The sequence below is a fragment of the Pedobacter ginsengisoli genome, assembly GCF_030244015.1.
GTDB classification, from domain to species: domain Bacteria; phylum Bacteroidota; class Bacteroidia; order Sphingobacteriales; family Sphingobacteriaceae; genus Pedobacter; species Pedobacter ginsengisoli.
The window spans coordinates 1576819-1600465 of sequence record NZ_JASSYX010000001.1; the positions used below are offsets into that span (position 1 = coordinate 1576819).

General features: G+C 41.4%; 21 protein-coding genes. 13 read left to right on the top strand and 8 right to left on the bottom strand.

Going from position 1 to position 23647, the window contains the following annotated elements:
- Positions 1 to 181 precede the first annotated feature (181 nt).
- Positions 182 to 1219: a mechanosensitive ion channel family protein gene (locus QEP08_RS06865; protein WP_285056752.1), complete on the top strand. Its 1038-nt coding sequence runs from the start codon at positions 182 to 184 to the stop codon at positions 1217 to 1219.
- Here the strand turns inward: QEP08_RS06865 and QEP08_RS06870 are convergent.
- From QEP08_RS06870 to QEP08_RS06880, 3 genes are all read right to left on the bottom strand, one after another.
- Positions 1207 to 3354, bottom strand: a complete 2148-nt coding sequence (locus tag QEP08_RS06870) for a peptidase domain-containing ABC transporter (RefSeq protein WP_285056754.1) — start codon at positions 3352 to 3354, stop codon at positions 1207 to 1209. The genes QEP08_RS06865 and QEP08_RS06870 overlap by 13 nt on opposite strands.
- The gene (locus tag QEP08_RS06875; protein WP_285056756.1) at positions 3344 to 4531 is read right to left on the bottom strand and encodes an HlyD family secretion protein; all 1188 of its coding nucleotides are present in this window, start codon (positions 4529 to 4531) and stop codon (positions 3344 to 3346) included. Before QEP08_RS06875 ends, QEP08_RS06870 begins: the two co-directional genes overlap by 11 nt.
- Before the next feature lie 63 nt (positions 4532 to 4594).
- Positions 4595 to 4801, bottom strand: coding sequence for a hypothetical protein (locus QEP08_RS06880; RefSeq protein ID WP_285056758.1), 207 nt, complete (start codon positions 4799 to 4801; stop codon positions 4595 to 4597).
- Positions 4802 to 5210: 409 nt separating this feature from the next.
- Here QEP08_RS06880 and QEP08_RS06885 point away from each other — a divergent pair, with 409 nt between their 5' ends.
- The 3 genes from QEP08_RS06885 (at position 5211) to QEP08_RS06895 (ending at position 9399) form a co-directional block, all read left to right on the top strand.
- Positions 5211 to 6887 carry a DUF4091 domain-containing protein gene (locus QEP08_RS06885; protein WP_285056760.1) on the top strand — a complete coding sequence of 559 codons (1677 nt, stop codon included), beginning with the start codon at positions 5211 to 5213 and terminating at the stop codon, positions 6885 to 6887.
- A 534-nt stretch (positions 6888 to 7421) separates the two neighbouring features.
- Complete coding sequence (locus QEP08_RS06890; protein ID WP_285056762.1) at positions 7422 to 8765, top strand: deoxyguanosinetriphosphate triphosphohydrolase; 1344 nt, start codon at positions 7422 to 7424, stop codon at positions 8763 to 8765.
- A gap of 109 nt (positions 8766 to 8874) precedes the next feature.
- Positions 8875 to 9399 carry an RNA polymerase sigma factor gene (locus tag QEP08_RS06895; protein ID WP_285056764.1) on the top strand — a complete coding sequence of 175 codons (525 nt, stop codon included), beginning with the start codon at positions 8875 to 8877 and terminating at the stop codon, positions 9397 to 9399.
- 25 nt (positions 9400 to 9424) lie between these two features.
- Here the strand turns inward: QEP08_RS06895 and QEP08_RS06900 are convergent, their stop codons facing one another.
- Both QEP08_RS06900 and QEP08_RS06905 read right to left on the bottom strand, forming a co-directional pair.
- Positions 9425 to 9673, bottom strand: a complete 249-nt coding sequence (locus tag QEP08_RS06900) for a hypothetical protein (RefSeq protein WP_285056766.1) — start codon at positions 9671 to 9673, stop codon at positions 9425 to 9427.
- A gap of 39 nt (positions 9674 to 9712) precedes the next feature.
- Positions 9713 to 10342: a hypothetical protein gene (locus QEP08_RS06905; RefSeq protein WP_285056767.1), complete on the bottom strand. Its 630-nt coding sequence runs from the start codon at positions 10340 to 10342 to the stop codon at positions 9713 to 9715.
- Between the two features lie 87 nt (positions 10343 to 10429).
- Here QEP08_RS06905 and QEP08_RS06910 point away from each other — a divergent pair, with 87 nt between their 5' ends.
- The gene (locus QEP08_RS06910; RefSeq protein WP_285056769.1) at positions 10430 to 10630 is read left to right on the top strand and encodes a KTSC domain-containing protein; all 201 of its coding nucleotides are present in this window, start codon (positions 10430 to 10432) and stop codon (positions 10628 to 10630) included.
- A 42-nt stretch (positions 10631 to 10672) separates the two neighbouring features.
- Here the strand turns inward: QEP08_RS06910 and QEP08_RS06915 are convergent, their stop codons facing one another.
- The gene (locus tag QEP08_RS06915) at positions 10673 to 11134 is read right to left on the bottom strand and encodes a ferritin-like domain-containing protein (protein WP_285056771.1); all 462 of its coding nucleotides are present in this window, start codon (positions 11132 to 11134) and stop codon (positions 10673 to 10675) included.
- Between the two features lie 58 nt (positions 11135 to 11192).
- A complete protein-coding gene (locus tag QEP08_RS06920; protein WP_285056772.1) occupies positions 11193 to 11720 on the bottom strand; it encodes a superoxide dismutase family protein in 528 nt (175 codons plus the stop codon).
- A gap of 325 nt (positions 11721 to 12045) precedes the next feature.
- On the opposite strand from QEP08_RS06920, the gene QEP08_RS06925 reads away from it, so the two are divergent.
- On the top strand, positions 12046 to 13626 hold the full coding sequence (locus QEP08_RS06925; RefSeq protein WP_285056774.1) for a M1 family metallopeptidase: 1581 nt from the start codon (positions 12046 to 12048) through the stop codon (positions 13624 to 13626).
- Between the two features lie 103 nt (positions 13627 to 13729).
- Entirely contained in the window at positions 13730 to 14119 is a 390-nt protein-coding gene (locus tag QEP08_RS06930) for a LiaF transmembrane domain-containing protein (RefSeq protein ID WP_285056776.1), read from the top strand.
- A 15-nt stretch (positions 14120 to 14134) separates the two neighbouring features.
- Here QEP08_RS06930 and QEP08_RS06935 read toward each other — a convergent pair whose 3' ends face one another.
- Positions 14135 to 15508 carry an NAD-dependent succinate-semialdehyde dehydrogenase gene (locus QEP08_RS06935; protein ID WP_285056777.1) on the bottom strand — a complete coding sequence of 458 codons (1374 nt, stop codon included), beginning with the start codon at positions 15506 to 15508 and terminating at the stop codon, positions 14135 to 14137.
- 196 nt (positions 15509 to 15704) lie between these two features.
- Between QEP08_RS06935 and QEP08_RS06940 the strand changes: the two genes are divergently transcribed.
- The 6 genes from QEP08_RS06940 to QEP08_RS06965 all read left to right on the top strand — a co-directional run bounded on the left by QEP08_RS06940 (position 15705) and on the right by QEP08_RS06965 (position 23642).
- Positions 15705 to 17225 carry a malate:quinone oxidoreductase gene (locus tag QEP08_RS06940; protein ID WP_285056778.1) on the top strand — a complete coding sequence of 507 codons (1521 nt, stop codon included), beginning with the start codon at positions 15705 to 15707 and terminating at the stop codon, positions 17223 to 17225.
- Positions 17226 to 17348: 123 nt separating this feature from the next.
- Positions 17349 to 19775, top strand: coding sequence for an AsmA family protein (locus QEP08_RS06945; protein ID WP_285056779.1), 2427 nt, complete (start codon positions 17349 to 17351; stop codon positions 19773 to 19775).
- 15 nt (positions 19776 to 19790) lie between these two features.
- On the top strand, positions 19791 to 20201 hold the full coding sequence (locus tag QEP08_RS06950) for an OsmC family protein (RefSeq protein ID WP_285056781.1): 411 nt from the start codon (positions 19791 to 19793) through the stop codon (positions 20199 to 20201).
- Between the two features lie 139 nt (positions 20202 to 20340).
- Complete coding sequence (gene proB, locus QEP08_RS06955; RefSeq protein ID WP_285056783.1) at positions 20341 to 21375, top strand: glutamate 5-kinase; 1035 nt, start codon at positions 20341 to 20343, stop codon at positions 21373 to 21375.
- 6 nt (positions 21376 to 21381) lie between these two features.
- Positions 21382 to 22629, top strand: coding sequence for a glutamate-5-semialdehyde dehydrogenase (locus QEP08_RS06960; protein ID WP_285056785.1), 1248 nt, complete (start codon positions 21382 to 21384; stop codon positions 22627 to 22629).
- Positions 22626 to 23642 (top strand): LacI family DNA-binding transcriptional regulator, encoded by a 1017-nt coding sequence (locus tag QEP08_RS06965; RefSeq protein WP_285056787.1) that lies wholly within the window; start codon positions 22626 to 22628, stop codon positions 23640 to 23642. The genes QEP08_RS06960 and QEP08_RS06965 overlap by 4 nt, the downstream gene beginning before the upstream one ends.
- Positions 23643 to 23647 lie beyond the last annotated feature (5 nt).

The following is a 23647-nucleotide window of genomic DNA, read 5'->3' on the forward strand; positions in this document are numbered from 1 at the left end:
GCTCTTACAGAAAAAATGTTGCAGCGGACTCCTTTGTATTATACCAGATTAAGATAACTCACGACCAACGGCTTATAAAAATCGACGAACTATTCAGACTCCTCACAGAAGATGCACTAAACTATTTTGACGCTGCTTTGTTGAACAACCATAAATCGCTGAACTTAAAATGCCGCTGCCTATGGATTTATCTGTTTATTCACATAACCTGTTAATTGCCATTGCCGCTATCTGTTTGGGAATGCTGCTCAGCTTCATACTGCGAAAAATTTTTATGTTTTTTTCCCGTTTTTGGCTCACTTTTATCATCAGCACCATTATTAAAAACCTTCAGGGGCCTGTAAATTTTCTTTTACCGTTATTGTGCTTAAATGTTGCGCTGTCTTTCATGACTATATCCGCAGATCACCGGCTTACATTTGACAAGACTTTTGAAATCCTGTTTACTGTACTGGTAGCACTGACCCTGATCCGGGTCATTAAAATAATGGAAGACTACTTCTATCATAAATATGATCTGAAGAAGGCAGACAATCTAAAGGAACGGAAGATAAAAACACAACTTCAGTTTGTCAGAAAGCTGACAGTTTCCCTGATCATCTTGATTACCGTCGCTATAGTTTTGCTGAGCTTTGAAAGTATGCGGAAAATTGGTGCCGGGTTGTTAACTGGAGTCGGTATAGGCGGTATCATCATCGGCTTTGCTGCGCAAAAATCACTAGGCAACCTGTTGGCTGGTTTCCAGATCGCTTTTACTCAACCCATTCGTATAGACGATGTAGTGATTGTGGAAGGCGAGTGGGGCAGGATAGAGGAGATCACACTGACTTATGTGGTTGTCAATATTTGGGACGAACGCCGTCTTATCCTGCCGATTACCTATTTTGTAGAAAAGCCATTCCAAAACTGGACCAGGGTGTCAGCACAGCTGTTAGGGACAGTATTTTTGTATCTGGACTATTCAGTACCGATTGAGCCGTTAAGAGATGAACTGAGCCGGATACTGCATTCAAATGCGCTCTGGGACGGAAGGGTCAATGTAGTTCAGATTACTGACAATAAACCAGATACAATTGAAATCCGGTTGTTAATAAGCGCAGGTACCTCATCTGATGCATTTGACCTGAGGTGTGAGATCAGGGAGCAGATGCTTGCGTTTGTACGCGAAAATTATCCACAGAGTTTGCCAAGGACCAGAATAGAATACTACAAAGATTGAAATTTCCAAAGGCCCGCATATGCCGATTGTGAATTTAGCAGGAGTTCGTCATGGCTTCCCTGTTCAATAACTTTACCCTTATCCAGTACAATAATTTGATCCGCATTGTTTAACGTACTCAGACGATGGGCGATGACGATAACCGTTTTGTGATCTGCCTTCAGAAGATCAATCATTTTTTGTACATAAAGCTCTGACATTGAGTCCAGCGAGGAGGTTGCTTCATCAAGAATAAGAATTTCAGGATTACGGTATACTGCCCGGGCAATTGCGATCCGCTGTCTTTGTCCGCCGGATAGCGTGGTCCCATTCTCACCGAGATAAGTTTGAAAACCCTGCGGCAGGGTCTCTATAAAATCCATGATCCCCAATTGGGTAGAGATGTCAATAATTCTCTGCATGTCAGGATCATAATCCCCGAGGGCAATGTTGTCAATCACATTGCCAGCAAAAAGATCGATCTGTTGGGGCACAACAGACACCGACTGGCGAAGAGAAGTGTTACTGATGTATTTCAGATCATATTTCCCGATACTTACATTTCCCTGTTGTATGGGATAAATATTTTGAAGGATCGACATAAGTGTCGATTTACCCGATCCGCTCTCACCGACTATTGCAGTAAATTTCCCTTTTGGAATTGTAAGATTCAGGTTTTCAAACACATTAACCCTGGTTCCATACCGGAAATAAACGTTTTCAAAACGGACGTCGCCTATTTTATCTGGTGTCAGTTCAATTTGATTTTCATCCTTTTCGCGCTCCAGATCCATGATCTCAAAAAGCCTGTCGGCTGCAATCACGGCATCCTGTACAGTTTTGTTCATGCCGATTAACGAGGAAACCGGTCCTGTAAAATAGCCGATGAGTGTATAGAATGACAGCAGTTCCCCGGGTGTGATCTTACTGTCCAATACATATCCTGCACCTATCCAAAGCAATATAATCGTCAGTAAACGGGAGATTAATTCAGAAGATGTCCCTGCAAAGAGCGAATTCATATTTGATTTGAAGCCGGTCTGCAGCAATTTTATAAAACGTGTTTCCGTTTTCTCGTTGGCATAACCTTCCAGTCCAAAACGTTTTATAGTACCAACTGAGTTCAGGCTTTCAACCAGCTGAGATTCCAATTCTGCAGAATCTTCCATCAGTTTTCTTTGTTCCCTTTTGTTCAGTTTGTTGGTGATAAAGTAGATGAGCAGATACAAAGGAATAACCGTGAGTATAATCAGCGCGAGTTTCCAGTAATAGGTGAACATCATGACAAACGAAAAGAACACAATGAAAATATTAACCAGAAAGTTAATGCTGACATCATTTAAAAATGCTCTGATCTTCACGGCATCATTGATGCGTGAAATGATTTCGCCTACCCGCATGGTGTCAAAGAACTGCTGTGGCAGTTTTAACAGGTGTTTATAATAACCCAATATAAGCCTGGCATCGATCATCTGACCGGTCTTTAATGTAAATATGGTTTTTGCTGTACCAATGAAGAGCTGCAGCAACAGAATGATGATCATTGCAATGCTCATCAGGTTCAGAAGGTTACTATTACCGTCTACCAATACAAAATCGACCAGTTTTTGCACAAATACAGAGGTAGACAAGCCAAGAATAGTATAAACGATAGCTCCGAAAAGCGCCTGTATCAGTATACTTTTATGTGGCCTGATCAGGTTCCAGAAACGGCCATGTACAGAGAGCTTCTCATTTCCGGTTTGAAATTCTTCAGCAGGCAGCAGCAAAACAAGTGCCCCGGTCCATTCCTTCTTAAACTGTTCATGGCTTTTGCGGTGCAGTTGTCCGTCGATGGGATCCATGACTTCAACATACTTTCCGGTAACCTTATAGATTACAACATAATGCAGGAGGAGGTTTTCCACTATAAGATGCGCAACCGCAGGCTTGGGGATTTTAAACAGGCTCTCAAAAGTTCCTTTTACTCCTTTAGCTTCAAATCCCAGTTTTTGGGCAGCTTCGACCATGCCCAAAACATTTGTTCCTTTTTTATCGGTACCAGCCAGCTGCCTGATTCTTGCAACAGGCAGGTTTAATTTATAGTAAGACGCTATGGATGCAATACAAGCTGCCCCGCAATCGGTGATGTCGTGTTGTTTTACCTTAATGCTCATTGCCTGCTCTTATATCTTCAACATTCGGGTTTACCCAATCGTCTACCTTATCATAAAGTAACTGGTATAAACTCCTTTCTGTGACCGTAAAACGGGCTGTAAAGTTCATCCCTTTTTTTAAGAAGCCCTTATATCCGTTTTTCAGCATCAGGTAATTTTGATTCAGGCTGCATTTTACTTTAAATACAGGCTGACCATTATTTATAATAATAATATCATCAGAGATGTCAATTACTTTTCCTGTCGCCAGGCCCCATTGGTTGTAGTTGAATGCATCTATTTGAAAGCGGACTTCCTGTCCGGGCTTGATCAGCCCGATATCGGCCGGTTTAATGTAGGAGAATGCCGTTAAACTTGCATTAGGTGAGATTTCGCCAATCTTTTGATTCGCGAATACATATGCGCCTTTTTGCAATCCTGCCAGATTTTGAACAGAACCATCTATTGGTGCGCGGAGTATGTATTGTTTTTTTTGTTCATTTAGTTCTACCTGCTGCCCGGACAATTCACGAAGTTCGTTACGAAGCGCATTGGCTTCTGTTTGCCACTGGGTGCGGTATTTTGTACTCACCATTAAAAAAGCGGATTCTGTTTGCTCCGCCTCAAATTTATACTTTTCGTATTCAGATTGGGTGAGTACTTTGCTCTGATAAAGCTTGTTGTACCGGTTGAATGTGGTTTCTGCTTGCTTTTTAGCTATTCGTGCGTTCTCCAGTTCCTGGACAAACTGCTGCCAGGACGCATTGTACTGTCCGGTTTGCAAACTTGGGTAGCTGTAACCATTCCTGTCGATGTACTTTAAGGACTGACTAATATCATTCAGGAACTGCCGGATCTGTCCCTGACGGTTTTGAACCAGGTTGCCCTGCTGTTTAGGTAAAGCAGCATCTATCACCAACAGGGTATCACCCTGTTTTAATTTCTTATTATCGGTAAGTTTATACTGGATAAGCCTGCCGTTTACAGGAATTGTCAGCTCTGTTTTCTCAACAGAAGACTGGAGCAGTCCTGAACTCTTTACACTGATGGGCGTTTTAATAAACGGAAGTGCAGCCAGTGTCGCCAATATCGCCAGTACGGTAATCTGATAAATGATTTTGGTAGATCTGCCGATCTGTGACCGATAGACGATAGCCGTACTTGAAATCATATCTTCAGTATAGGAGGATAGGGCCATATGTTAAATATTAAAGCAGCCACTATTCCGAAATTTCTGAATAATGGCTGCTTTTAATTTTTCTTACAAGCCCCAAACAAATCTCAAAGCATTTGCTAATGTTTTGCTTAGAAAAGCTGAAGCATCATTCGAAAGTGTGTTTACGGTTAAGGCAACGGAGCCTAAGAGGCCTGTCAACGCACCACCAAGTAGACCACCACCTTCAACTTTTGCCATTTCAGCTGTGTTCATTTCCTGAACACCAAGATTTTTTAAATCCAGATTTTTCATAACAGGGATTATATTATCATTTTTCTTTCCTTACTCATTACAGGCTTTTCAGGATACGCCTCTGCTTTGGCCAAACATTGAAACGAATGTAAGTCAATATCTGTAAATATCAATGTCGCTTAGATCTGTTCAAATACCTGATTTTATCGGCTCAATCGAACTGAACCACATTTATTAACTCTATGAGCTTTCTAATAGCCCGAGAGCCACAGGTTTCAATGACCTATTCATTTTATTCATTTTTATACGACCTGAACTCAAGATGCAAACATTTGTATGTTTTTTATTTTCGTTGATGAGGTGACAGTTATTGTTATTCTCAATATCTTGTACTAAATCAAATGGATATAGTTATGTTCCCTGGTTTTAAACTCAAATGACAGTTGCAAATTCCGCTAATCCTATTACAATGAAAATTTTTCTACTACTGTTTATGCTCCCGGGTCTTCTGTTTGCGCAGAACAACCTCAGGATCTATCAGCTTGATCCATTGGAAAAAGTATTGAAAGACAGGACATATTTTATAGACGAGCCTGACACAATCAGGGTAGCAAAAGGGGAAACCGCCACATTACAATTGGTAATAAAAAGTAAAGTTGATCTGCAAAAGGTATCAATACAGGCAGCTAACGCAATAACTAAAGAGAATTCTCAGCCGTTAAAACCTTCGCAGATGGGTTTTGTGGGCTATGTCGGACTTGGAAGGACGGTTCCCAGTCCTGGTAGAAATCAGCTCATCTCTCCTTCAGGATACTTTCCCGACCCTATATTTACAGACAGCACATTTAACCTGCCTGCCGGTGAGCCTCAGTCTATTTGGATCACCATACCTGTGCCAATAGAGGCCAGCCAGGGAATTTACCGGGGTTCTGTTAAGATCTCAGCTTTATCGTCTGGGAAATCAATTATCCAAAACCGTAATTTCGTTATGAGGGTATATCCGGTTACCATTGCAGAAACCTCTTTATGGGTCACCAACTGGATCCACCATACTCCGGAAAGCCTGAGCTTCCTGAACAATGGCAAACCTGTTGAATTTTATACCGAAAGATATTGGGAGCTGATCGGGCTGATCGCCCAGCGCATAAAAGGAACCGGCCAAAACGTAGTAATGCTTCCTGTTCAAACACTGGTTCAATATAAAATTGACGGCGACAAATACAGCTTTGATTTTACATACCTGGACAGAATGGTTTCTATTTATCAAAAAGCAGGCGTCTTAAAAAGAATGGCAGGAAGCCACGTGGGATACCGTATGGGCGATTGGACCAGCCAGTTTGGCGTCGATGTTCCGCTCCTTGAAAATGAAAAGATCAGCATGCACCGGATGCCCATTTCCGATAGCCGCGCAAAGAACTACCTTGATCAGTTCTTTCCCGCATTAATGGCACATTTAAAGCTCAAAGGGCTGGATAAAAATTACATGCAACACGTTTCAGATGAGCCTGTTGCAGAAAATATCGGCTCTTATAAGGCCATAGCAGCTTATGTCAAGAAACTGATTCCCGGCACTAAGATCATCGATGCAAATATTGGATCTGACCTGATTGGCAGCATTGATGTGTGGGTACCAGTACTTGATCAGCTTGCCAAAGAATATGATTTTTATAAAAAAAGGCAAAAAGCAGGTGATGAAGTATGGTTTTACACTTGCCTTGGCCCTCAGGGAAATTACGCAAACCGCTTTATTGAACAACCGCTGATCATGCCCAGACTTCTGCACTGGCTCAATTACAAATACGGAGTTACAGGTTATCTTCATTGGGGGCTGACAGCATGGCATATGCCATATCGCAAAGACCTGTATAATGACGTCACTGGGATGTTTGACGATGGAAATGTAGTGCCAGGAGGAGATAGCTATATTGTTTACCCTGCATACAACAAGCTTTATTCTTCCATACGCCTTGAGGCGATGCGCGATGGTATTAATGATTATGAATTGCTCCGGCAACTGGAAAAGAAAGATCCTGATTTAGTAAAAAAAATAATAAATGCCACTGTCTTTAAATTTGACCATTACGATATAGATATCAAAGCATTCAGGGACAAAAGGAAACAGATCCTGGAACGGCTCAGCAGGTAATTTAGTTAATACTGTTAAATCAAATGACGGTTGACTATACAAGTAAAAATAAACGGGATAATTTTTTATAAAAAAAAGCGCTTAAATATTTGCTTAAATGATTGATAGTAATATCTTTGCCCCTGTTAACAATAGGGATGATTATAGAGGGGGATAGAATTTATTCTACTCCCTTTATTTTGAAGAGAAAAAATAAAAATTCCTGTAAAAAAAAGAAAGGGTTGTTCCATCCGGACACTCACCCTTTTCTAACCAAATATAAACCTGTATGAACGGTTTTTTCTTTTATTGCAATCTTCGTACCAAAACTCCAGATTGTCATATAATTTAATCTTTTCTTAACTTATCGACCTCATCCCACGATTGGTTCTACTTCCGGATCGATTTGATAGTACAAATATAGTGGAATTTCATATAGTGTACAAAATACACTAAGTTATATGACTTTATTATAACAATTCTTTTGAATAACTGCTCTGGCCGCTGTGTTCACAATAAAATCTGTTATTTTAGCAACTTAATATATTGGATGTCATGAACTGGGAAAAACTATTATCAGCCAAACGCTGGGGCAACGAAGACAGATTTGCAGGCAACCAAAAGGAGGCCAGGTCAGAGTTCCAGCGGGACTATGACCGTATTATTTTTTCCTCCCCGTTCAGAAGACTCCAAAACAAAACTCAGGTATTCCCGCTTCCGGGTAGTGTATTTGTGCACAACAGGCTTACACACAGTCTTGAAGTGGCCAGCGTTGGCCGTTCTCTGGGAACTATCTTTTATAACAGAATGAAGGATACTGATGCGCAGATTGATGAGCGCTGTCCTTTGTTATGTGAAATTGGAAATATCGTGGCTTCTGCCTGCCTGGCACATGATCTCGGGAATCCAGCATTCGGGCATTCCGGAGAATCGGCTATATCTTATTATTTTACCGATGGCGACGGTGCTGTTTATAAAGACAAGGTGACAGCCCACCAGTGGCAGGACCTGATCAATTTTGAAGGGAATGCCAACGCCCTAAGGATACTTACCCATCCTTTTGCTGGAAAAGGAACAGGAGGCTTTGCTTTAACTTATGCCACACTTGCGGCCATTGCAAAATACCCCTGCGCATCGGTCGCAGGTCACAATAAGCAACACATATTTACCAAGAAATACGGATTCTTCCAATCAGAACAGTCAGGGTTTGAAAGAATAGCCGCTGAAATGGATCTCATTAAAGTACAGGATTCTCCGCTGGTCTATAAGCGGCACCCTTTGGTTTACCTGGTCGAAGCAGCTGATGACATTTGCTATAACATTATAGATCTCGAGGATGCGCACCGGCTGAAAATCCTGACTTATGCAGAGGTGGAGGGACTGTTATTGCCCCTGTGTAACGATATTAAAATGCGTGCACGTCTGAACGAGATAGAAGATGATGACGCAAAGATCACGCTGATGCGGGCAAAATCGATCAGTACACTGATCGGTTTATGCGCTAATGTCTTTTACACTGAACAGGAAGCTATACTAAGGGGCGATTTTAACAAGAGCCTGATGGACACTATTGAAGAACCTTTTTTGTCTGTAATGAAAAAGATAGAAAGCATATCTGTCAAGCGCATCTACAACTATTCTTCCGTAGTTCAGATCGAAGTTGCGGGTTACAGGGTAATGGGTGGTCTGCTGGAAGAATTCATTCCTGCCTATCTTCAAAACAACTCCAAATACCATGAAAAACTGGTTGAACTGATCCCCGGCCAATTTTTAACCACTAGCACAGATCCTTATTCCAAGATTCAAACTGTGCTGGACTTTGTATCAGGGATGACCGATATTTATGCGGTTGAATTGTTTAGAAAAATAAAGGGAATCTCTTTTCCTTCAATGAGTTAGTGTCGGTGTTCTATGTTTTTGGTACGTGTTTTGACGGAATGTTTTGCATTTAAAACCCTTTTTGCGAAATGAATTAGAAAACGTCAAACCTCCCTAACTTCCCTTCCCTATGAACACTAATGAATTTAACTATCAGCTGAGCTGTAATCAGTCAGCTTTAGAAACATTTGCCTTCAAATTCACTCAGGATTATGAAGATGCCCACGATTTGGTACAGGATACCTTATTGAAAGCCATGCGGTATTCCGAACAGTTCAAAGACGGGACAAACTTCCGGGGATGGTTGTATACCATTATGAAGAATACTTTTATAAATGGCTATAGAAGAGCTGTAAAGACAAGGTCCATTATATCCATACATGAGGAAATCCCCGCTGCTCAACTACAGACCAGCGCCACAGGTAACGTAGGGGAGAACAAATTTATCAGGGAAGATATCAACAATGCAATGAAGAAGCTTCAACCAGAGTATCTTACTCCATTTGTTAAGTATTTCGAAGGGTTTAAATATCATGAAATAGCTGAAATGCTGCAGATTCCAATCGGAACTGTAAAAACAAGAATTCATATTGCCAGGGTGATGCTGAAAAAGAACCTGAAAATCTATACTAAAGAATTTTCAGCTGAGTTTTAGTAGTCTGTCACCATTTCTCTTCTGTTCACAGTTTGTCAATAGAAGCTAGCCTGGCTTCTATTTCTTTTTGTATGCTTTTATAACCTTCAGCAGAAATACTTCTTCCTCCAAAATTCTCAACCGTCCAAGTTCCATCATCGCCTCGCCTCAAAACAATAGGATTGGGTTCACCTGTGACCATCTCCACCTTAAAGCGATGGTGGTTATCTGATTCGGTGACGATCGCGTCCAAATCCAGGCAGCCAATCTTGAACTCAATAGGGAAGATATTCATATGTATTTCTTTTTTAGATCTTTATAGCTATTTTATGAACTATTTAATCACCCCTTTTAAACTCATGTCTTCAAAGATCTTCTCTGAAAATTCCGATGCGAGCGACTGTGGACTAGCTGGATCTACAGACCGGGTTTGCGCAGAGTAGATCAATTTATCGGCATTCAGATCATAAACATTGGCCTCCAGCATAAACTTATTGGTCACCGTATAATAGCCGGGTTCATAAATTCGAGTGTAGAGGGTCCGGTAGTGACCCCAGAAACGGTATGTTCTTGGATAAACACCAACCATACCTGGATTATACCTTTTTTCTTTTGATTTATCTAGCAGAGCAATGGTGATGGCTCCATCATATCCCTTGTTTTTCAGCTTTTTAAGTGCAGAAGATTCATCTAATCCTTCAAATGTCTTTGGACCGTATTCGGCAAATGCAGATCCGGAATTAATACCTTTTGCCTGAAGCTGCTGAACGATGATCTTTTCGACATTTTCCCTTAAATTTCTGTCCTTATTGCCCATGAGGCCGATGACAAGCACTTTGTCAAATTTCTGGTCAGACACATCATCTGCTTTCCATGAGGAAATTAATTTGGTACTGCTGCAGGCAACCAGCAGAATTGGCAACAATGAGACGACCATCAGACCAAATTTACCTATGCGTTTCATGATTTTATTGTTAGTATATTATACATAACAATCCAAAAGGTTTATTGTTGTATCCATTAGATATTGACCGGATAATAAATCTCAGCTATGCCTTCAACCGTTGTTGATAAAATTGAATATGATGTTGAACACCGGATTTTAACCGTGGTTTTTCAATCGGGAAAGGTTTATTATTATAAAGAGGTGCCCCAGGGTGTATTCATTTCTTTAAGAGCAGCAAGGTCTAAAGGAAGATATCTGAACAAGAATATAAAAGGAGTATATGAATACGAAAGCTCAGACCTTTAAATTGAGATCCGAGCTTTGTAATAGATAAGCTTTAAACAGGTACTAGTGATCAGCAACCTGGTCTCTCAAAGACTTGATCTCATCGTGTGATCCGCGAAGATCAAACTTTTGTTCTGAAATTAAGGCCCTCAGATTCTCTGAGAGCGTATCTTCTTCTAATGCCATTTGATAAGCATTTTGCGCAGCATCTTCACCATACTCACAATTGTTCAAAACAGTTTCCCGGTCATGTCCGGTGAAGACGGCTTTAACATCCATCCATCCACGATAAATTTTACCGGACGTGGTCGTACCGCTTTCAGCCTCCTCGCCAATCACCTGTACTTCCTGTACCAGATTCGCTTTGAGTTTGTGGCTCTGCTTAATCATTTCCAAAAATAACGGCTTTAGATCGCTATCTTCAGGCTTTAGCTCGCTAATTGCTTTCTCATATCCTACAATCCTATCGTTATTGATCAGAATCAGATCATTTAGAATTTCTGCGTTTTCCTTATTATTTTCCATTTTTCAAAGTTTTGATGTATTGAGTTAACACAACTAAATTCTAAATGGTTTGTAAAAATTATTTTTTTGTAATTACACCGCAACCAACCCTTGGGCCCGAGTTGCCGCTGGGCTGCGTAGTATAATCATCTGTGCCGCCATGGACAATGATACCTCTGCCGATAATGCTTTTAACATCATCAGTGTCGATGCTCCATCTGTCTGTTGTGACACTCACGCTGCCATGACCTTTGCCATCAAGTTGAATATTTCCTATATCCCCTGAGTGGTAAGCCGCTGAGCCCCATTTGCCATGTGCCTCTTTAGTCGGATTCCAGTGACCGTGGGTGTTTTCTCCCATATTGCTGCAATCTCCGTGTTCATGAAAGTGAACGGCAACAATACTGTCGGCTCGTGCCGGAAAATCAATTTCCAGATCCATTTTGATGTTGCCATCTCCTTCCTGATAAAATTTTGCAGATCCGATGTCCTTATTGTCAGCTGTGGTAAACAGTTTTGCAGAAGCAATTTCTTCCTCTTTGCTGCCGGCACATGATGCGAGCATTGTCATTCCGCCTAACAAGGCAATTGTTAAATAATTTTTCATTTTTTGAGAATTAAAATTTGGCTATTCTTTGTAATTAATTAACAACAAAATTTTGTGCTTTTAGTTTTATGCCGGGATGCTTTGCTTTCACAATGAGAGGTTTCTGATGCCTTGTCCTCATAACTTCCTCACAACCTCATCTAGAGGGTTGCTAGGGGGTTGGTTGATCCCGGGCCCTGGAAAAGCTTGTGATATCATGCTTAGACCCATCCAAGCAGGTTTCGGGAATATAGTCGCAGATACCACACAGGATACCCCAGAAGAATATAGAAAGCGAATGCTATATTTGGCAAACTAATTCCTTATTTATTCCGTTTTATAGCACATGAAAAAATACCTGGTAATTTTATTTTTGACTTTCGGCGGCGCGGCATTTGCGCAGGAAACTTACTGGCAGCAACAAGTCAGCTATAACATTGATGTCGCACTCAATGATAAGGACAAATCATTGACCGGGTTTGAAACTATAGTTTACAAAAACAATTCTCCGGCTTCCCTTGATTTCATTTGGTTCCACATCTGGCCAAATGCTTATAAACAGGAATCGACCGCATTGTTCCAGCAATTGAAAAATGACACATCAAGAGTGAAAAAAATGGATAAAGTTACTTATGGAAGTATAGAAGGCCTGGATTTCAAAGTAAACGGCAAAACTGCAGTTGTAGAACCACATTCCAATCCCCAATACATCGATGTAATTAAAGTGAAACTGCCTGATGTGCTTAAGCCTGGCGATTCTGTTCGCATTTCTACCAATTTTAAAGTAAAACTCCCTTCTTATTTTTCCAGATCCGGCTTTGCTGATGGTGAATTTATGGCTTGTCAGTGGTATCCTAAACCGGCCGTGTTTGATAAAAATGGCTGGCATGAATTTCCTTACCTCGATATGGGAGAGTTTTATAGCGAATACGCTTCATTTAAAGTAAATATTACCGTTCCCAGTCAATATATAGTAGGTGCAACTGGTGTTTTACAGAATGCTGATGAGTTGAATGCTTATAAAAGTATTGGCGCAAAAAATGCCGCCAACAGATCAGGTGATCCTGTAAAGTACCAGCCTCTGAATAAGAAGCCGACTAAAAAGCTGACTTATGAAATTTCAAATGTACCTGATTTTGCCTGGTTTGCCGACAAAAGCTTCGTCATTCAGTATGACACTATAAGACTGGCCTCTGGAAAGGTTGTGGACGCATTTAATTATTACCACGATAAGAAACCGACGCTTTGGAACAACAGCATTGATTGCACAAAAGACGCAGTTAAGAAGTATAGCAGCTGGGTCGGAGAGTATCAATACCCTGTGGTACAGGTGGTAGAAGGACCAGAGAATAACTCCAGCGGTGGCATGGAATATCCGACAATTACCCTGATCACCAGTCCTGACGCTAAAAAAGAATCTTTGGACGCGGTCATTGCGCATGAGGTAGGACACAACTGGTTCATGAGTATGCTGGGCAGTAATGAACGGCTGCATACCTGGCAGGATGAAGGTCTGAATACCTATTTCCAGTTTAGGTATGAGGCGGAAAAATACAGGACCAATTCCGTATTTGGTGACGCCATACCTGCGGAGGTAAAGGCTTTGCCCGAAAAAGAATTTCTGTCGAGACTTTATAATGCAATGAGCAATATCCCGATGAAATCGGCCATCGATCTTCCGGCCGATAAGTTTATCTCATCAGATGATTACAGCATGACCTCCTATATTAAGACTGCGCTATGGTTGTTTTTGCTTGAAAATGAGGTAGGAAGAGATAAGATGGATAAAGCTTTTCAATTTTACTTCAGCCAGTGGAGCGGTAAACATCCTCAGCCAGAAGACATGAAAGCCGCATTTGAAACTTCATTGGGTACTAACCTCGACGGTTATTTTCAGTTGCTAAACAAAGAGGGACAGTTTAAATAGTATTTTACCGATATTTTTATTGTTTTCACCGATCTCTTGCTGTTGTATAGCAGCAAGAGATTGATCTGCCCTGGTTTTGTCAATAGTTTTGAAGAAAAAAGCTATGGAAACTTTCGATAACAATAAGAGAAAAAATCGCCGTTTGGGCTGGGGAATATTTTTACTGGTATTGGGCGCCATCTTACTGATGAAAAATATCGGCTTATTTATTCCGTTTTGGGTATTGAGCTGGAACACTATATTGCTGGCCCTTGGATTATGGTTTGGATACAGAAAAAATTTTAAGGCCGGGGGTTGGGTGCTTATGGTGCTGATCGGTGGCATTTTTACATTGAGAGATATAGTATTTTTTGACATCTCCTCTTACACAACAGCCCTGGTTTTGATAGGGTTGGGATTGTATCTGATCCTGAAGCCAAAAAGAGAGCTGCGTTTTTGTGACTTTGACAACAGAAAGTCCAGGGTAAACTTTGAAGATACAATGAATAAATGACCGTCTGGCAAATATTTAGCTGATGTACACGGTTTTGATGTTTACAAACTCCTGAATGCCAAACATGCCCAGTTCACGACCGTACCCCGATTGATTGGTACCGCCAAAGGGGAGCCGGGGGTCGGACTTCACGAAAGTGTTGACAAAACATGCCCCGGCATTTAACCGCTTTCTGGCAATCTCTTCGCCTAAGGCAATATTGGCAGTGAAGACAGCAGCACCCAGACCAAACTTGGTATCGTTGGCTATTCTGATGGCGTCTTCTGTATCTTTTGCCGTTATGATCAATGCTACAGGTCCAAATAACTCTTCCCGGTAGGCAGGCATGTGTTTCTTGATTCCAGTTAGAATGGTAGGTGTATAAAAGGCGTGGCTCCCTTTAAAATCGGGAATCTGACCTCCAAGCAAACATTTTGCACCTGCTTTTATGTTATCCAGCACTTGCCGGTGCAATTCATCTCTAAGGTCTTTACGTGCCATCGGCCCAAGATCAGTGCCAGGGTCACAGGGGTCTCCGGTTACTTTCGACGACATTTCCAGTTTGAACAGCTTTAGGAACTCCTTTTCAACCTTTTTGACCAGGATAAACCGCTTGGCCGCAATACAGCTTTGGCCGTTGTTGATCAGTCTGCTTTGCGCACAGATCTTCGCCGCGTTTCTCAGATCGGCATCTTCCAGCACGATATACGGATCACTGCCGCCAAGTTCCAGAACTGTCTTTTTCAGTTGTTTTCCGGCTTGCTGTGCCACCTGGATTCCTGCTTCGGTGCTGCCGGTAAGCGTTACGGCTTTGATCAGCGGATGTTTGATCATATCTTTGACTACGCCGCTGTTGATCAGCAAAACGCTGAAGACATTTTGAGGGACGCCTGCTTCGGTGATAAGTTTCTCTATAGCCAGCGCACAACCGCTCACGTTTGATGCATGTTTGAGTACGCCGCAATTGCCCGCCATAAGGGCAGGAGCAAGGAACCTGAATAACTGCCAGAAGGGAAAGTTCCATGGCATAATGGCGAGTACGACACCCAAAGGCTGGAAACTTACATAGCTTTTGCTGGCTTCTGTGGGGACGACCTGGTCTTTTAGGAAATCTTTAGCATTTGCTGCATAATAATGACATACTGAAGCACACTTTTCAATTTCTTCTATTCCTCCTTTTATGGGTTTACCCATTTCGTTTGCCATAAGGGCTGCAAGGGTACGTTTTCGTAAAATAAGCAGTCCGGCGACGTTGTGCAGGAGTTTTGCCCGCTCGGTAAATGTAGTCTCTTTCCAATGTGTCCAGGCGGCGTGTGCCTTTTCGATTTTTTGGTTGGCCTGCTTCAAAGTGTGCGCTTTGTATGCTTTGATCAGCTTGCCGCTGACTGGATTAATAGATTGAATATTCATGATCAAATTGTCTTATTTAAGGCTTTATCAAGGATTAACAAATTGCTTCAGTAGTCGGTTTAGTTGTTAAGATTTTATGTTAAAAATTCCCAACGTATGGGCATCTACTTAAAAGTGCATGAAATTTGTCGAATGAACGCAATATATTGAATCATATTTGTGGATTTGAGGTAAAATTTGAGTGATAATCGTACTTTTGCAAAAAATTTCAATAATGACTCCAAAATACAGTAATACAGAAGAATCGGTTGATGTGATTTTAATTGGCGCAGGCATCATGAGTGCTACTTTAGGTGTTTTGCTAAAGGAATTGCAACCGGATCTGAGTATTGAAATTTTTGAGCGCCTGGATGTGGCGGCAGCTGAAAGTTCAGATGCCTGGAATAACGCCGGAACAGGGCATTCAGCATTTTGCGAACTTAATTATACACCGCAAATAGCCGATGGAACTGTTGAGACTAAAAAGGCTGTGGCAATAGCTGAGTCTTTTGAGGTGTCGAAACAATTCTGGTCTTTTCTAGTCAATAGTAATCTTGTTGATTCCCCCGAGTCATTTATAAAAAGCATTCCGCACATGAGTTTTGTATGGGGCGCTGAAAATGTAGAATTTCTAAAAACGAGATACAATAACCTTCAGAAAAGCAATTTGTTTAAAGGAATGGTTTATTCTGAAGATCCGGGCCTGCTGGCGGAATGGATGCCCCTTGTGATGGAGAAAAGGGACCCGGCAGAAAAAGTGGCCGCAACAAAAATGGCTTTGGGCACCGACGTAAACTTTGGGTCACTGACCAGGATGATGTTTAACGAGTTGCAAAAAAGAGAATATATAAACCTGTATTTTGACCATGAGGTTCGGAAACTGAAACAAAAGAATGGTCTGTGGGAGGTAAAGGTAAAAGACCAGGCGACCGGCAAAAAGCGGATCGTGAAAGCCAAATTTGTGTTTATTGGCGCAGGAGGTGGATCATTGCCGTTGCTGGAGAAATCAGGCATTCCGGAAGGAAATGGTTTTGGTGGATTTCCCGTAAGCGGCCAATGGTTAAAATGTGTGAATCCTGAGGTGATAGCAAAACACAATGCGAAGGTTTATGGCAAAGCATCTGTAGGAGCACCTCCAATGTCGGTACCGCACCTGGATACCAGGATGATAGACGGAAAAAAAGCGCTGCTGTTTGGCCCTTATGCTGGTTTTTCAACGCGTTTCTTAAAACACGGTTCTTTACTGGATCTGCCTTTGTCCATAAAAGTAAATAACATCAGGCCTATGATCTCTGCCGGACTCGACAACTTGCAGCTGACCAAATATTTGATTGACCAGGTGAGACAGTCGCCCGAAGATCGTTTGGAAGCGCTGAAGGAGTATCTGCCAACCGCTAAAATGGAAGACTGGGAGCTGGAAACCGCAGGACAGCGTGTACAGGTGATAAAAAAAGATGAAAAACATGGTGGGATACTGGAGTTTGGTACCGAAGTGGTTACCGCTGCAGATGGATCTATCGCTGCTTTGCTCGGGGCATCGCCGGGTGCTTCCACAGCGGTCTCAATTATGATCACTTTGATGGAGCGCTGTTTTAGTAAAAAGCTCAAAACTACAGAATGGCAGAAAAAGCTGAAGGAGATGATTCCTTCGTACGGGGAGAAACTAAGCGGCAATGCTGAGTTGACGCAGCAAATAAGGACCGAAACTACCCGGGTACTGAAATTGAAGGCTGAATAAACAGGAACGTAACTTAACATTGGTATACGGGTGTATTGCCTCCAGGCATGTGGCATACATTATGCTGTATACTAACATATTTGAAACAATTGTTAAGGTTTAAACGTTTAATCATTAAACAAAATGCCTCGTTGGTCTAAAATAGCGCTTAAAATATTTGGTATTCTTATTGGCCTTGTCCTGATTGTTTACATCGCTGCAGCGACATATGTAACGGTAAATAAGAAAAAACTGCTCGTCAGTATTACCAAGGAACTCAACAAAAACCTGGACGGTTCGATGACCATTGAAAGTATGGACCCCACCTTTCTGGGTGGATTCCCCGGGGTTTCTGTTAAACTGAAAAATGTCCTGTTAAAGGATAAGCTCTGGAATCAGCATAAGCATACATTGCTGACAGCCGGGGATCTTGAAGTCGCATTGAACACGATCGGTTTGCTGAGTGGTACAATTGAGATCAAAAAGATCGGGATTGACAATGCTGCAATTTACCTGTTTACAGACAGCAACGGCTATAGCAATACGTCTGTCTTCAGGAAGAAAAACAAAACAAAAAAGGAGCCTGACAATGAAGAAAGTTCATCCATGGAGATCGGAAAATTTATGCTGAAAAATGTAAATTTTATTATGGATAACCAGCGGGGACATAAGCTGTTTGAATTTGTAATAGATGACCTGACTGGCAAAGTTGACTACTCCTGGTCGGACTGGGAGGCCGATATCCGGCTGAAAGCTTTTGCGAAAAACCTTGCTTTTAACACACGCCGAGGTAGCTTTATAAAAGACAAGTTGCTGGATGGACTTTTTAAGATTAAATATACTGATGGTAATGGGCTGATCAATGTTACACCAAATAGATTGGTTATTGGAAAAGATCCTTTTATCATTGGTGCCATTTTCGATACTTCAAAAGACAATACGGATTTTAAGATCAATATAGAGGTTAAAGAGGTTTTGTGGAGAAATGCATCGGCATTGCTGGCACCAAATATTACCAATAAGCTGAATATGTTTAACCTTGACAGACCGATCGATGTGTTTTGTACCATTGCAGGTGATATGGGGCCGGGAGGAGAGCCGGGGATTAATGTAAAAGCAATTGTTAAAAATAACGTATTGACCACACCGGGAGGAGTGGTTGATGAGTGCAGCTTTACTGGAATGTTTACCAATAATTTTGTTAACGGCAGAGGTTTGACCGATGCAAATTCTGCTATCAAATTATATGGTTTTAAGGGAAAGTATAAAGAACTGCCATTTTCCGTTGATACTACTTCCATTAATGATCTGGACAACCCGATTGCAACGGGCGTATTCCGGTCTAAGTTTGATATTGCCAAACTGAACAACGTGATCGGGGACAATATGCTAAAATTTGGCAATGGGACGGCAGAGGTTGAGCTGGCTTATAAGGCAGACATTGTGAACTTTGTGTTGACCAAACCCTACGTTAAAGGAACTATAGATATTAAACAGGGGGATGTTACTTATGTTCCCCGCAAGGTTAGTTTTAAGAATACCGATATTTCCCTCAATTTCACCGATCATGACCTTTTCATTAAGAACATCAGACTTCAAACAGGAAGGAGCGTGGTGCTAATGGATGGCAGCATACGAAATTTTCTAAATCTATATTATAATGCACCGGAGAAGATTCAGCTGAACTGGAAGATTAGGAGCCCGCAGATCTACCTGGAAGAGTTTCTCGGCTTTTTGGGGACCAGAAAACCAAAAGCTAAAAAAAGATCACCGAAATCAAACTTCTCCGATAACCTGAATGAGGCCTTTGAAAAGAGCCAGGTCAATATGAATGTCAAAGTAAATAAAGTGTATTACAAAAAGTTTCTGGCAACGAACGCAAATGCTGACCTGCTGCTTTCTGAATCCGGAATAGCGATAAGGAATGTAATTGTGCAGCATGCGGGGGGCTCACTTAAACTAGGTGGCGGGGTAACTCAAAAGCGGGATATCAATAGATTTACCCTGAATGCTATTTTAAGTAATGTTGACATCAAACACTTCTTTTATGCGTTCGACAACTTTGGTCTGAAGTCTTTGACCTCTAAAAACCTGGGTGGATATCTCTTCTCAAAAACAAACATTACAGGCATGATCAGTGAGCAGGGGAAATTACTGCCTAAATCTCTTACGGGAAGCGTGGTCTTTGACCTGAAGAACGGCGCGCTGGTCAATTTTGAGCCGGTGAAAAATGCAGGAAAATTTGCGTTTCCATTCAGAAATCTTGACAATATTACATTCAGTAATCTGAACGGGAAATTTGATATTAATGGAGAAAAAGTGATCATAAATCCAATGCAGATCAGTTCAAGTTTGATCAATATGGACATAGCAGGGGTGTATTCCATGGGCAGCGGAACAAATATTGAACTGGATGTCCCATTGAGAAATCCTAAAAAAGACCAAGATATTACGGATAAGAGACAAATAAAAGAGCGGAGAATGAAAGGAATTGTCTTACATTTACTGGCAACCGACGGCGAGGACGGCAAGATTAAAATCAAGCTGAACCGCAACCGTAATAAAACTTAATAATCTCTAAAAATTATGAAACGTAATGCAACAGCCGTTTGGAATGGCACAATTAAAGAAGGCTCAGGCCACCTCACCACAGACAGTAAAGTTCTTGAAAAGACACAGTATTCTTTCAACAGCAGGTTTGCAGAAGGAATTGGCACCAATCCTGAAGAGTTAATGGCTGCAGCGCATGCAGGTTGTTTTACAATGAAACTAAGCGCTGACCTTACCGAAGCTGGTTTCAACCCGACCTCATTAGAAACTAAAGCTACGGTGTCTTTAGATAATGGTGTGATTACCAGCTCACATTTGGTATTGCAGGCTAGTATTCCGGGTATTGAGAATACGCAATTTCAGGAAATAGCTGCCGGAGCAAAAGCAAATTGCCCCGTGAGCAAGGCTTATAATGTTGATATACAACTCGAGGCAAACCTATTGTAAGAAATCTTATAAATAAATAAAAAATCCTCCTGTTTTATCAATAAGCAGGAGGATTTTTTTATGGGTCTTTTATGGTTGGACGCCGTAATTTATCTATTTTCGGAATCTCTAATCAAAAAACTAATAATAAACGTAAAAAATGGCCAAGTCAATACTTGTTCTAAAACTGGGCTCAGCTTCTATTACAACCCCAAAGGGTGAAATTGATGAAACAATAATAGCGGACATCACCCGGCAGGTTGCAATGCTTTCAGCTGATCACCATCTGATACTGGTTTCTTCCGGTGCAGTGGCGGCAGGTAAAAAATATATCCAAAATTACAAAGGGAAGATCAGTGAAAGAAAGGCGGCGGCGGCGATAGGAAACCCTTTGCTGCTTGGTACGTATGCCAAACACTTTGAAAAATATAAAGTGGCGATAGCACAAAGTTTGTGTGAAAGGCAACATTTCTCTAACAGGACACAGTTTTTACAGCTAAAGGAAACTTATGAAGAGCTCTGGAAAAATGGGGTGATCCCAATTGCAAATGAAAACGATGTGGTCAGCAATCTGGAACTAAAATTTTCGGATAATGATGAGCTCGCAACTTTGCTGGGTGTGGGTTTTGGTGCTTCGCTGATTCTGCTTGGTACCTCAGTGCCCGGTGTTCTGGACGCAGATGGAAAAGTGGTGGATAAAATTAAATCCATTGACAATGACATCTTCTCGCTGGCGAATAAGAAGACCTCGGAAGTGGGGCTGGGGGGGATGACTTCTAAGCTAACCTTTGCACACCTCGCATCCACTATGGGTATAAAAGTGGTTATATTCGGGGTTCGTACCCCAGATGGAATATTGAAAGCAGTGAAAGGCGAAACGGGTACAGAGTGTACACCGAAGAATTCATCCATTTCTTCCAGAAATAAATGGCTGGCAAGTGGAAGTCTGGTGACCGGGAGGTTAGTAATTGATGATGGTGCCTGTGAGGCCATAAGAAAGAGGAAAAGCTTGCTGGCAGTAGGTGTTAAATCTATTATTGCCGATTTTGCAGATGGAGAGATCTTTGAGATTACAGACCCGGAAAATAATATTGTAGCGGTTGCCAGGGCAAAGGTATCATCAAATGCAATTACTAAAAATTCAAAACAGCATAACCTGGAGATAGCCAATGCCAGCGATATTGTGATATTATAAGATATAATGGAATCTATCCAAGAACAGTTGATTAATGCAAAGAATGCACGGAAGTCCATATCTGGTCTGAACGATGCAGAGAAGCAGCAAATACTTCAGCGGCTTGCTGCTGTGATTATGGACCATACTGATGAGATCATCGCAGAAAATGTTAAGGACAGACAGAAGATGGACCCTGCGGATCCTAAACTGGACCGTCTCGTGTTGAATGCAGAAAGAATAGCAGGGCTGTCTGAGAGTCTAATCGATGTTTCAAATCTTGCTGATCCTACAAATGTGCTGCTTTCTGAAAATACAATGAGCAATGGACTGTTCATTCAAAAAAAAACTGTAGCACTTGGTGTTGTTGGGGTAATTTACGAATCCAGACCTAATGTAACTATCGATGTGGCCGCGTTATGCATCAGGTCTGGTAACGTATGTTTACTCAGGGGCGGCCAGGATGCGGACCATACCAATAAATATATAGTTGGCCTTATACGGGATGTATTACTGGAGTTCGGACTGGACAGGAATATCGTACAGCAGTTACCGGCAGACAGGAAGTATATTTTAGACATACTCCATGCAGAGAAATATATAGACGTAGTTATTCCGCGCGGCTCTAACCAGCTTATCGAGTTTGTCCGCAATAATGCACTGGTGCCTGTAATTGAAACAGGGGCTGGTGTGTGCCATACTTATGTAGAGAAAACAGCGGTTATAGATGATGCTGTCAGGGTTGTTGTCAATGCAAAGGTATCCCGTCCGTCTGTGTGTAATGCACTTGATACGGTTTTGGTGGACAGAGAAATCGCAGCTTTTTTTTTAAAAAAGCTGGCGCCTTTGTTTATTCCATATAATGTAGAGATATTTGCCGATGAAGATTCTTATAAGTTGTTGCACAGTATGAATTATCCTTTATTGAACCTGGCAGCACCGGAAGATTACGGGAGAGAGTTTTTGGACTTCAAATGCTCGTTAAAGATAATGGACAGTACAGAGCAGGCATTAGGCCATATTTCGGAATTTTCGTCTAAACATTCAGAAGCTATAATTACCCAGGATATGGAGAAAGCTGAAAATTTCTTAAACCAGGTAGATGCGGCGGCTGTATATCTGAATGCTTCAACAAGGTTTACCGATGGCCAGGTATTTGGCCTGGGTGCCGAAATAGGAATATCAACACAAAAACTTCACGCGCGTGGTCCCTTCGCCCTTGAAAAATTAGTTACAGAAAAATGGATTATAAAAGGAGAGGGGCAAACGAGATGAAACCTACATCAATAAAAGACATTGCCCATATGGCCAGTGTATCTATCACTACGGTATCATTCATAGTGAATGGAAAAGCGGAACAAATGCGCATTAGCAAAAAGGTGATCGAGCGTGTTCAGGCGATTATCGACGAATGTGATTTCGTCCCTAATCAGGTAGCCCGCAGTTTGAGGACAGGTAATACCAAGACGATCGGGCTGATCGTAGAAGATATTTCAAATCCTTTTTTTGGCAGTATAGCCAGGAAAATAGAAGATAAAGCTTATAAAAAGGGCTATAAGATTAGTTATTCGAGTACAGAAAATGATCCGGTTAAAGCAAAAGAACTGATCGAGATGTTTAAATCAAGACAGGTAGATGCCTATATCATAGCACCTGTTCCCGGAATTGAAAGTGACATTAAACAGCTGCTTGCCGAGAAGATACCTGTTGTGATCTTTGACAGGAACCTTGCAGATCTTGAAGTCAATTTTGTGGTGGTAGATAACTTCAATGGCACTTACATGGCCACAAAACATCTGATAGACAAAGGCAAAAAAAATATAGCTTTTGTGACCGTTGATGTACATGTGGATCAAATGAACAATCGTTTTTATGGTTACGAAAAAGCGCTTGAAGATCATAGAATCCCATATAATGAGCGGATCTACTCTGAAATATCGTTTGACAGTAATGATGACAATACAAATGCCCAGCTGATGCTTTTGTTTAAAAAGAATCCGGAGATTGATGCTGTGCTGTTTTCTACTAACTATCTGGCGATAAAAGGTCTGGGTGTATTAAAGCAGATCAATAAACCTATTAATGATGATTTTACGATTGTATCCTACGACGACCACGATGTGTTCCGTTTGCATACTCCTCCAATCAGCGTAGTAGACCAGCCGATTGAAGAAATAGCGGAAAGGATTATTGATATTGTATTGCATGAACTCATGTCAGGAAGTAAGAGTTCCGCAAAACATGAGATCAGTAAGATCACATTGCAGCCTCATTTTATTGAAAGATGATTTAG

Coding starts and splice junctions, on each gene's coding strand:
- QEP08_RS06950 (WP_285056781.1), top strand. CDS start 19,791: ATGAAACGTAATGCAACAGCCGTTTGGAATGGCACAATTAAAGAAGGC.
- QEP08_RS06865 (WP_285056752.1), top strand. CDS start 182: ATGGATTTATCTGTTTATTCACATAACCTGTTAATTGCCATTGCCGCT.
- QEP08_RS06945 (WP_285056779.1), top strand. CDS start 17,349: ATGCCTCGTTGGTCTAAAATAGCGCTTAAAATATTTGGTATTCTTATT.
- QEP08_RS06900 (WP_285056766.1), bottom strand. CDS start 9,673: ATGAATATCTTCCCTATTGAGTTCAAGATTGGCTGCCTGGATTTGGAC.
- proB (WP_285056783.1), top strand. CDS start 20,341: ATGGCCAAGTCAATACTTGTTCTAAAACTGGGCTCAGCTTCTATTACA.
- QEP08_RS06875 (WP_285056756.1), bottom strand. CDS start 4,531: ATGGCCCTATCCTCCTATACTGAAGATATGATTTCAAGTACGGCTATC.
- QEP08_RS06905 (WP_285056767.1), bottom strand. CDS start 10,342: ATGAAACGCATAGGTAAATTTGGTCTGATGGTCGTCTCATTGTTGCCA.
- QEP08_RS06915 (WP_285056771.1), bottom strand. CDS start 11,134: ATGGAAAATAATAAGGAAAACGCAGAAATTCTAAATGATCTGATTCTG.
- QEP08_RS06920 (WP_285056772.1), bottom strand. CDS start 11,720: ATGAAAAATTATTTAACAATTGCCTTGTTAGGCGGAATGACAATGCTC.
- QEP08_RS06935 (WP_285056777.1), bottom strand. CDS start 15,508: ATGAATATTCAATCTATTAATCCAGTCAGCGGCAAGCTGATCAAAGCA.
- QEP08_RS06910 (WP_285056769.1), top strand. CDS start 10,430: ATGCCTTCAACCGTTGTTGATAAAATTGAATATGATGTTGAACACCGG.
- QEP08_RS06885 (WP_285056760.1), top strand. CDS start 5,211: ATGAAAATTTTTCTACTACTGTTTATGCTCCCGGGTCTTCTGTTTGCG.
- QEP08_RS06890 (WP_285056762.1), top strand. CDS start 7,422: ATGAACTGGGAAAAACTATTATCAGCCAAACGCTGGGGCAACGAAGAC.
- QEP08_RS06895 (WP_285056764.1), top strand. CDS start 8,875: ATGAACACTAATGAATTTAACTATCAGCTGAGCTGTAATCAGTCAGCT.
- QEP08_RS06870 (WP_285056754.1), bottom strand. CDS start 3,354: ATGAGCATTAAGGTAAAACAACACGACATCACCGATTGCGGGGCAGCT.
- QEP08_RS06880 (WP_285056758.1), bottom strand. CDS start 4,801: ATGAAAAATCTGGATTTAAAAAATCTTGGTGTTCAGGAAATGAACACA.
- QEP08_RS06930 (WP_285056776.1), top strand. CDS start 13,730: ATGGAAACTTTCGATAACAATAAGAGAAAAAATCGCCGTTTGGGCTGG.
- QEP08_RS06960 (WP_285056785.1), top strand. CDS start 21,382: ATGGAATCTATCCAAGAACAGTTGATTAATGCAAAGAATGCACGGAAG.
- QEP08_RS06965 (WP_285056787.1), top strand. CDS start 22,626: ATGAAACCTACATCAATAAAAGACATTGCCCATATGGCCAGTGTATCT.
- QEP08_RS06925 (WP_285056774.1), top strand. CDS start 12,046: ATGAAAAAATACCTGGTAATTTTATTTTTGACTTTCGGCGGCGCGGCA.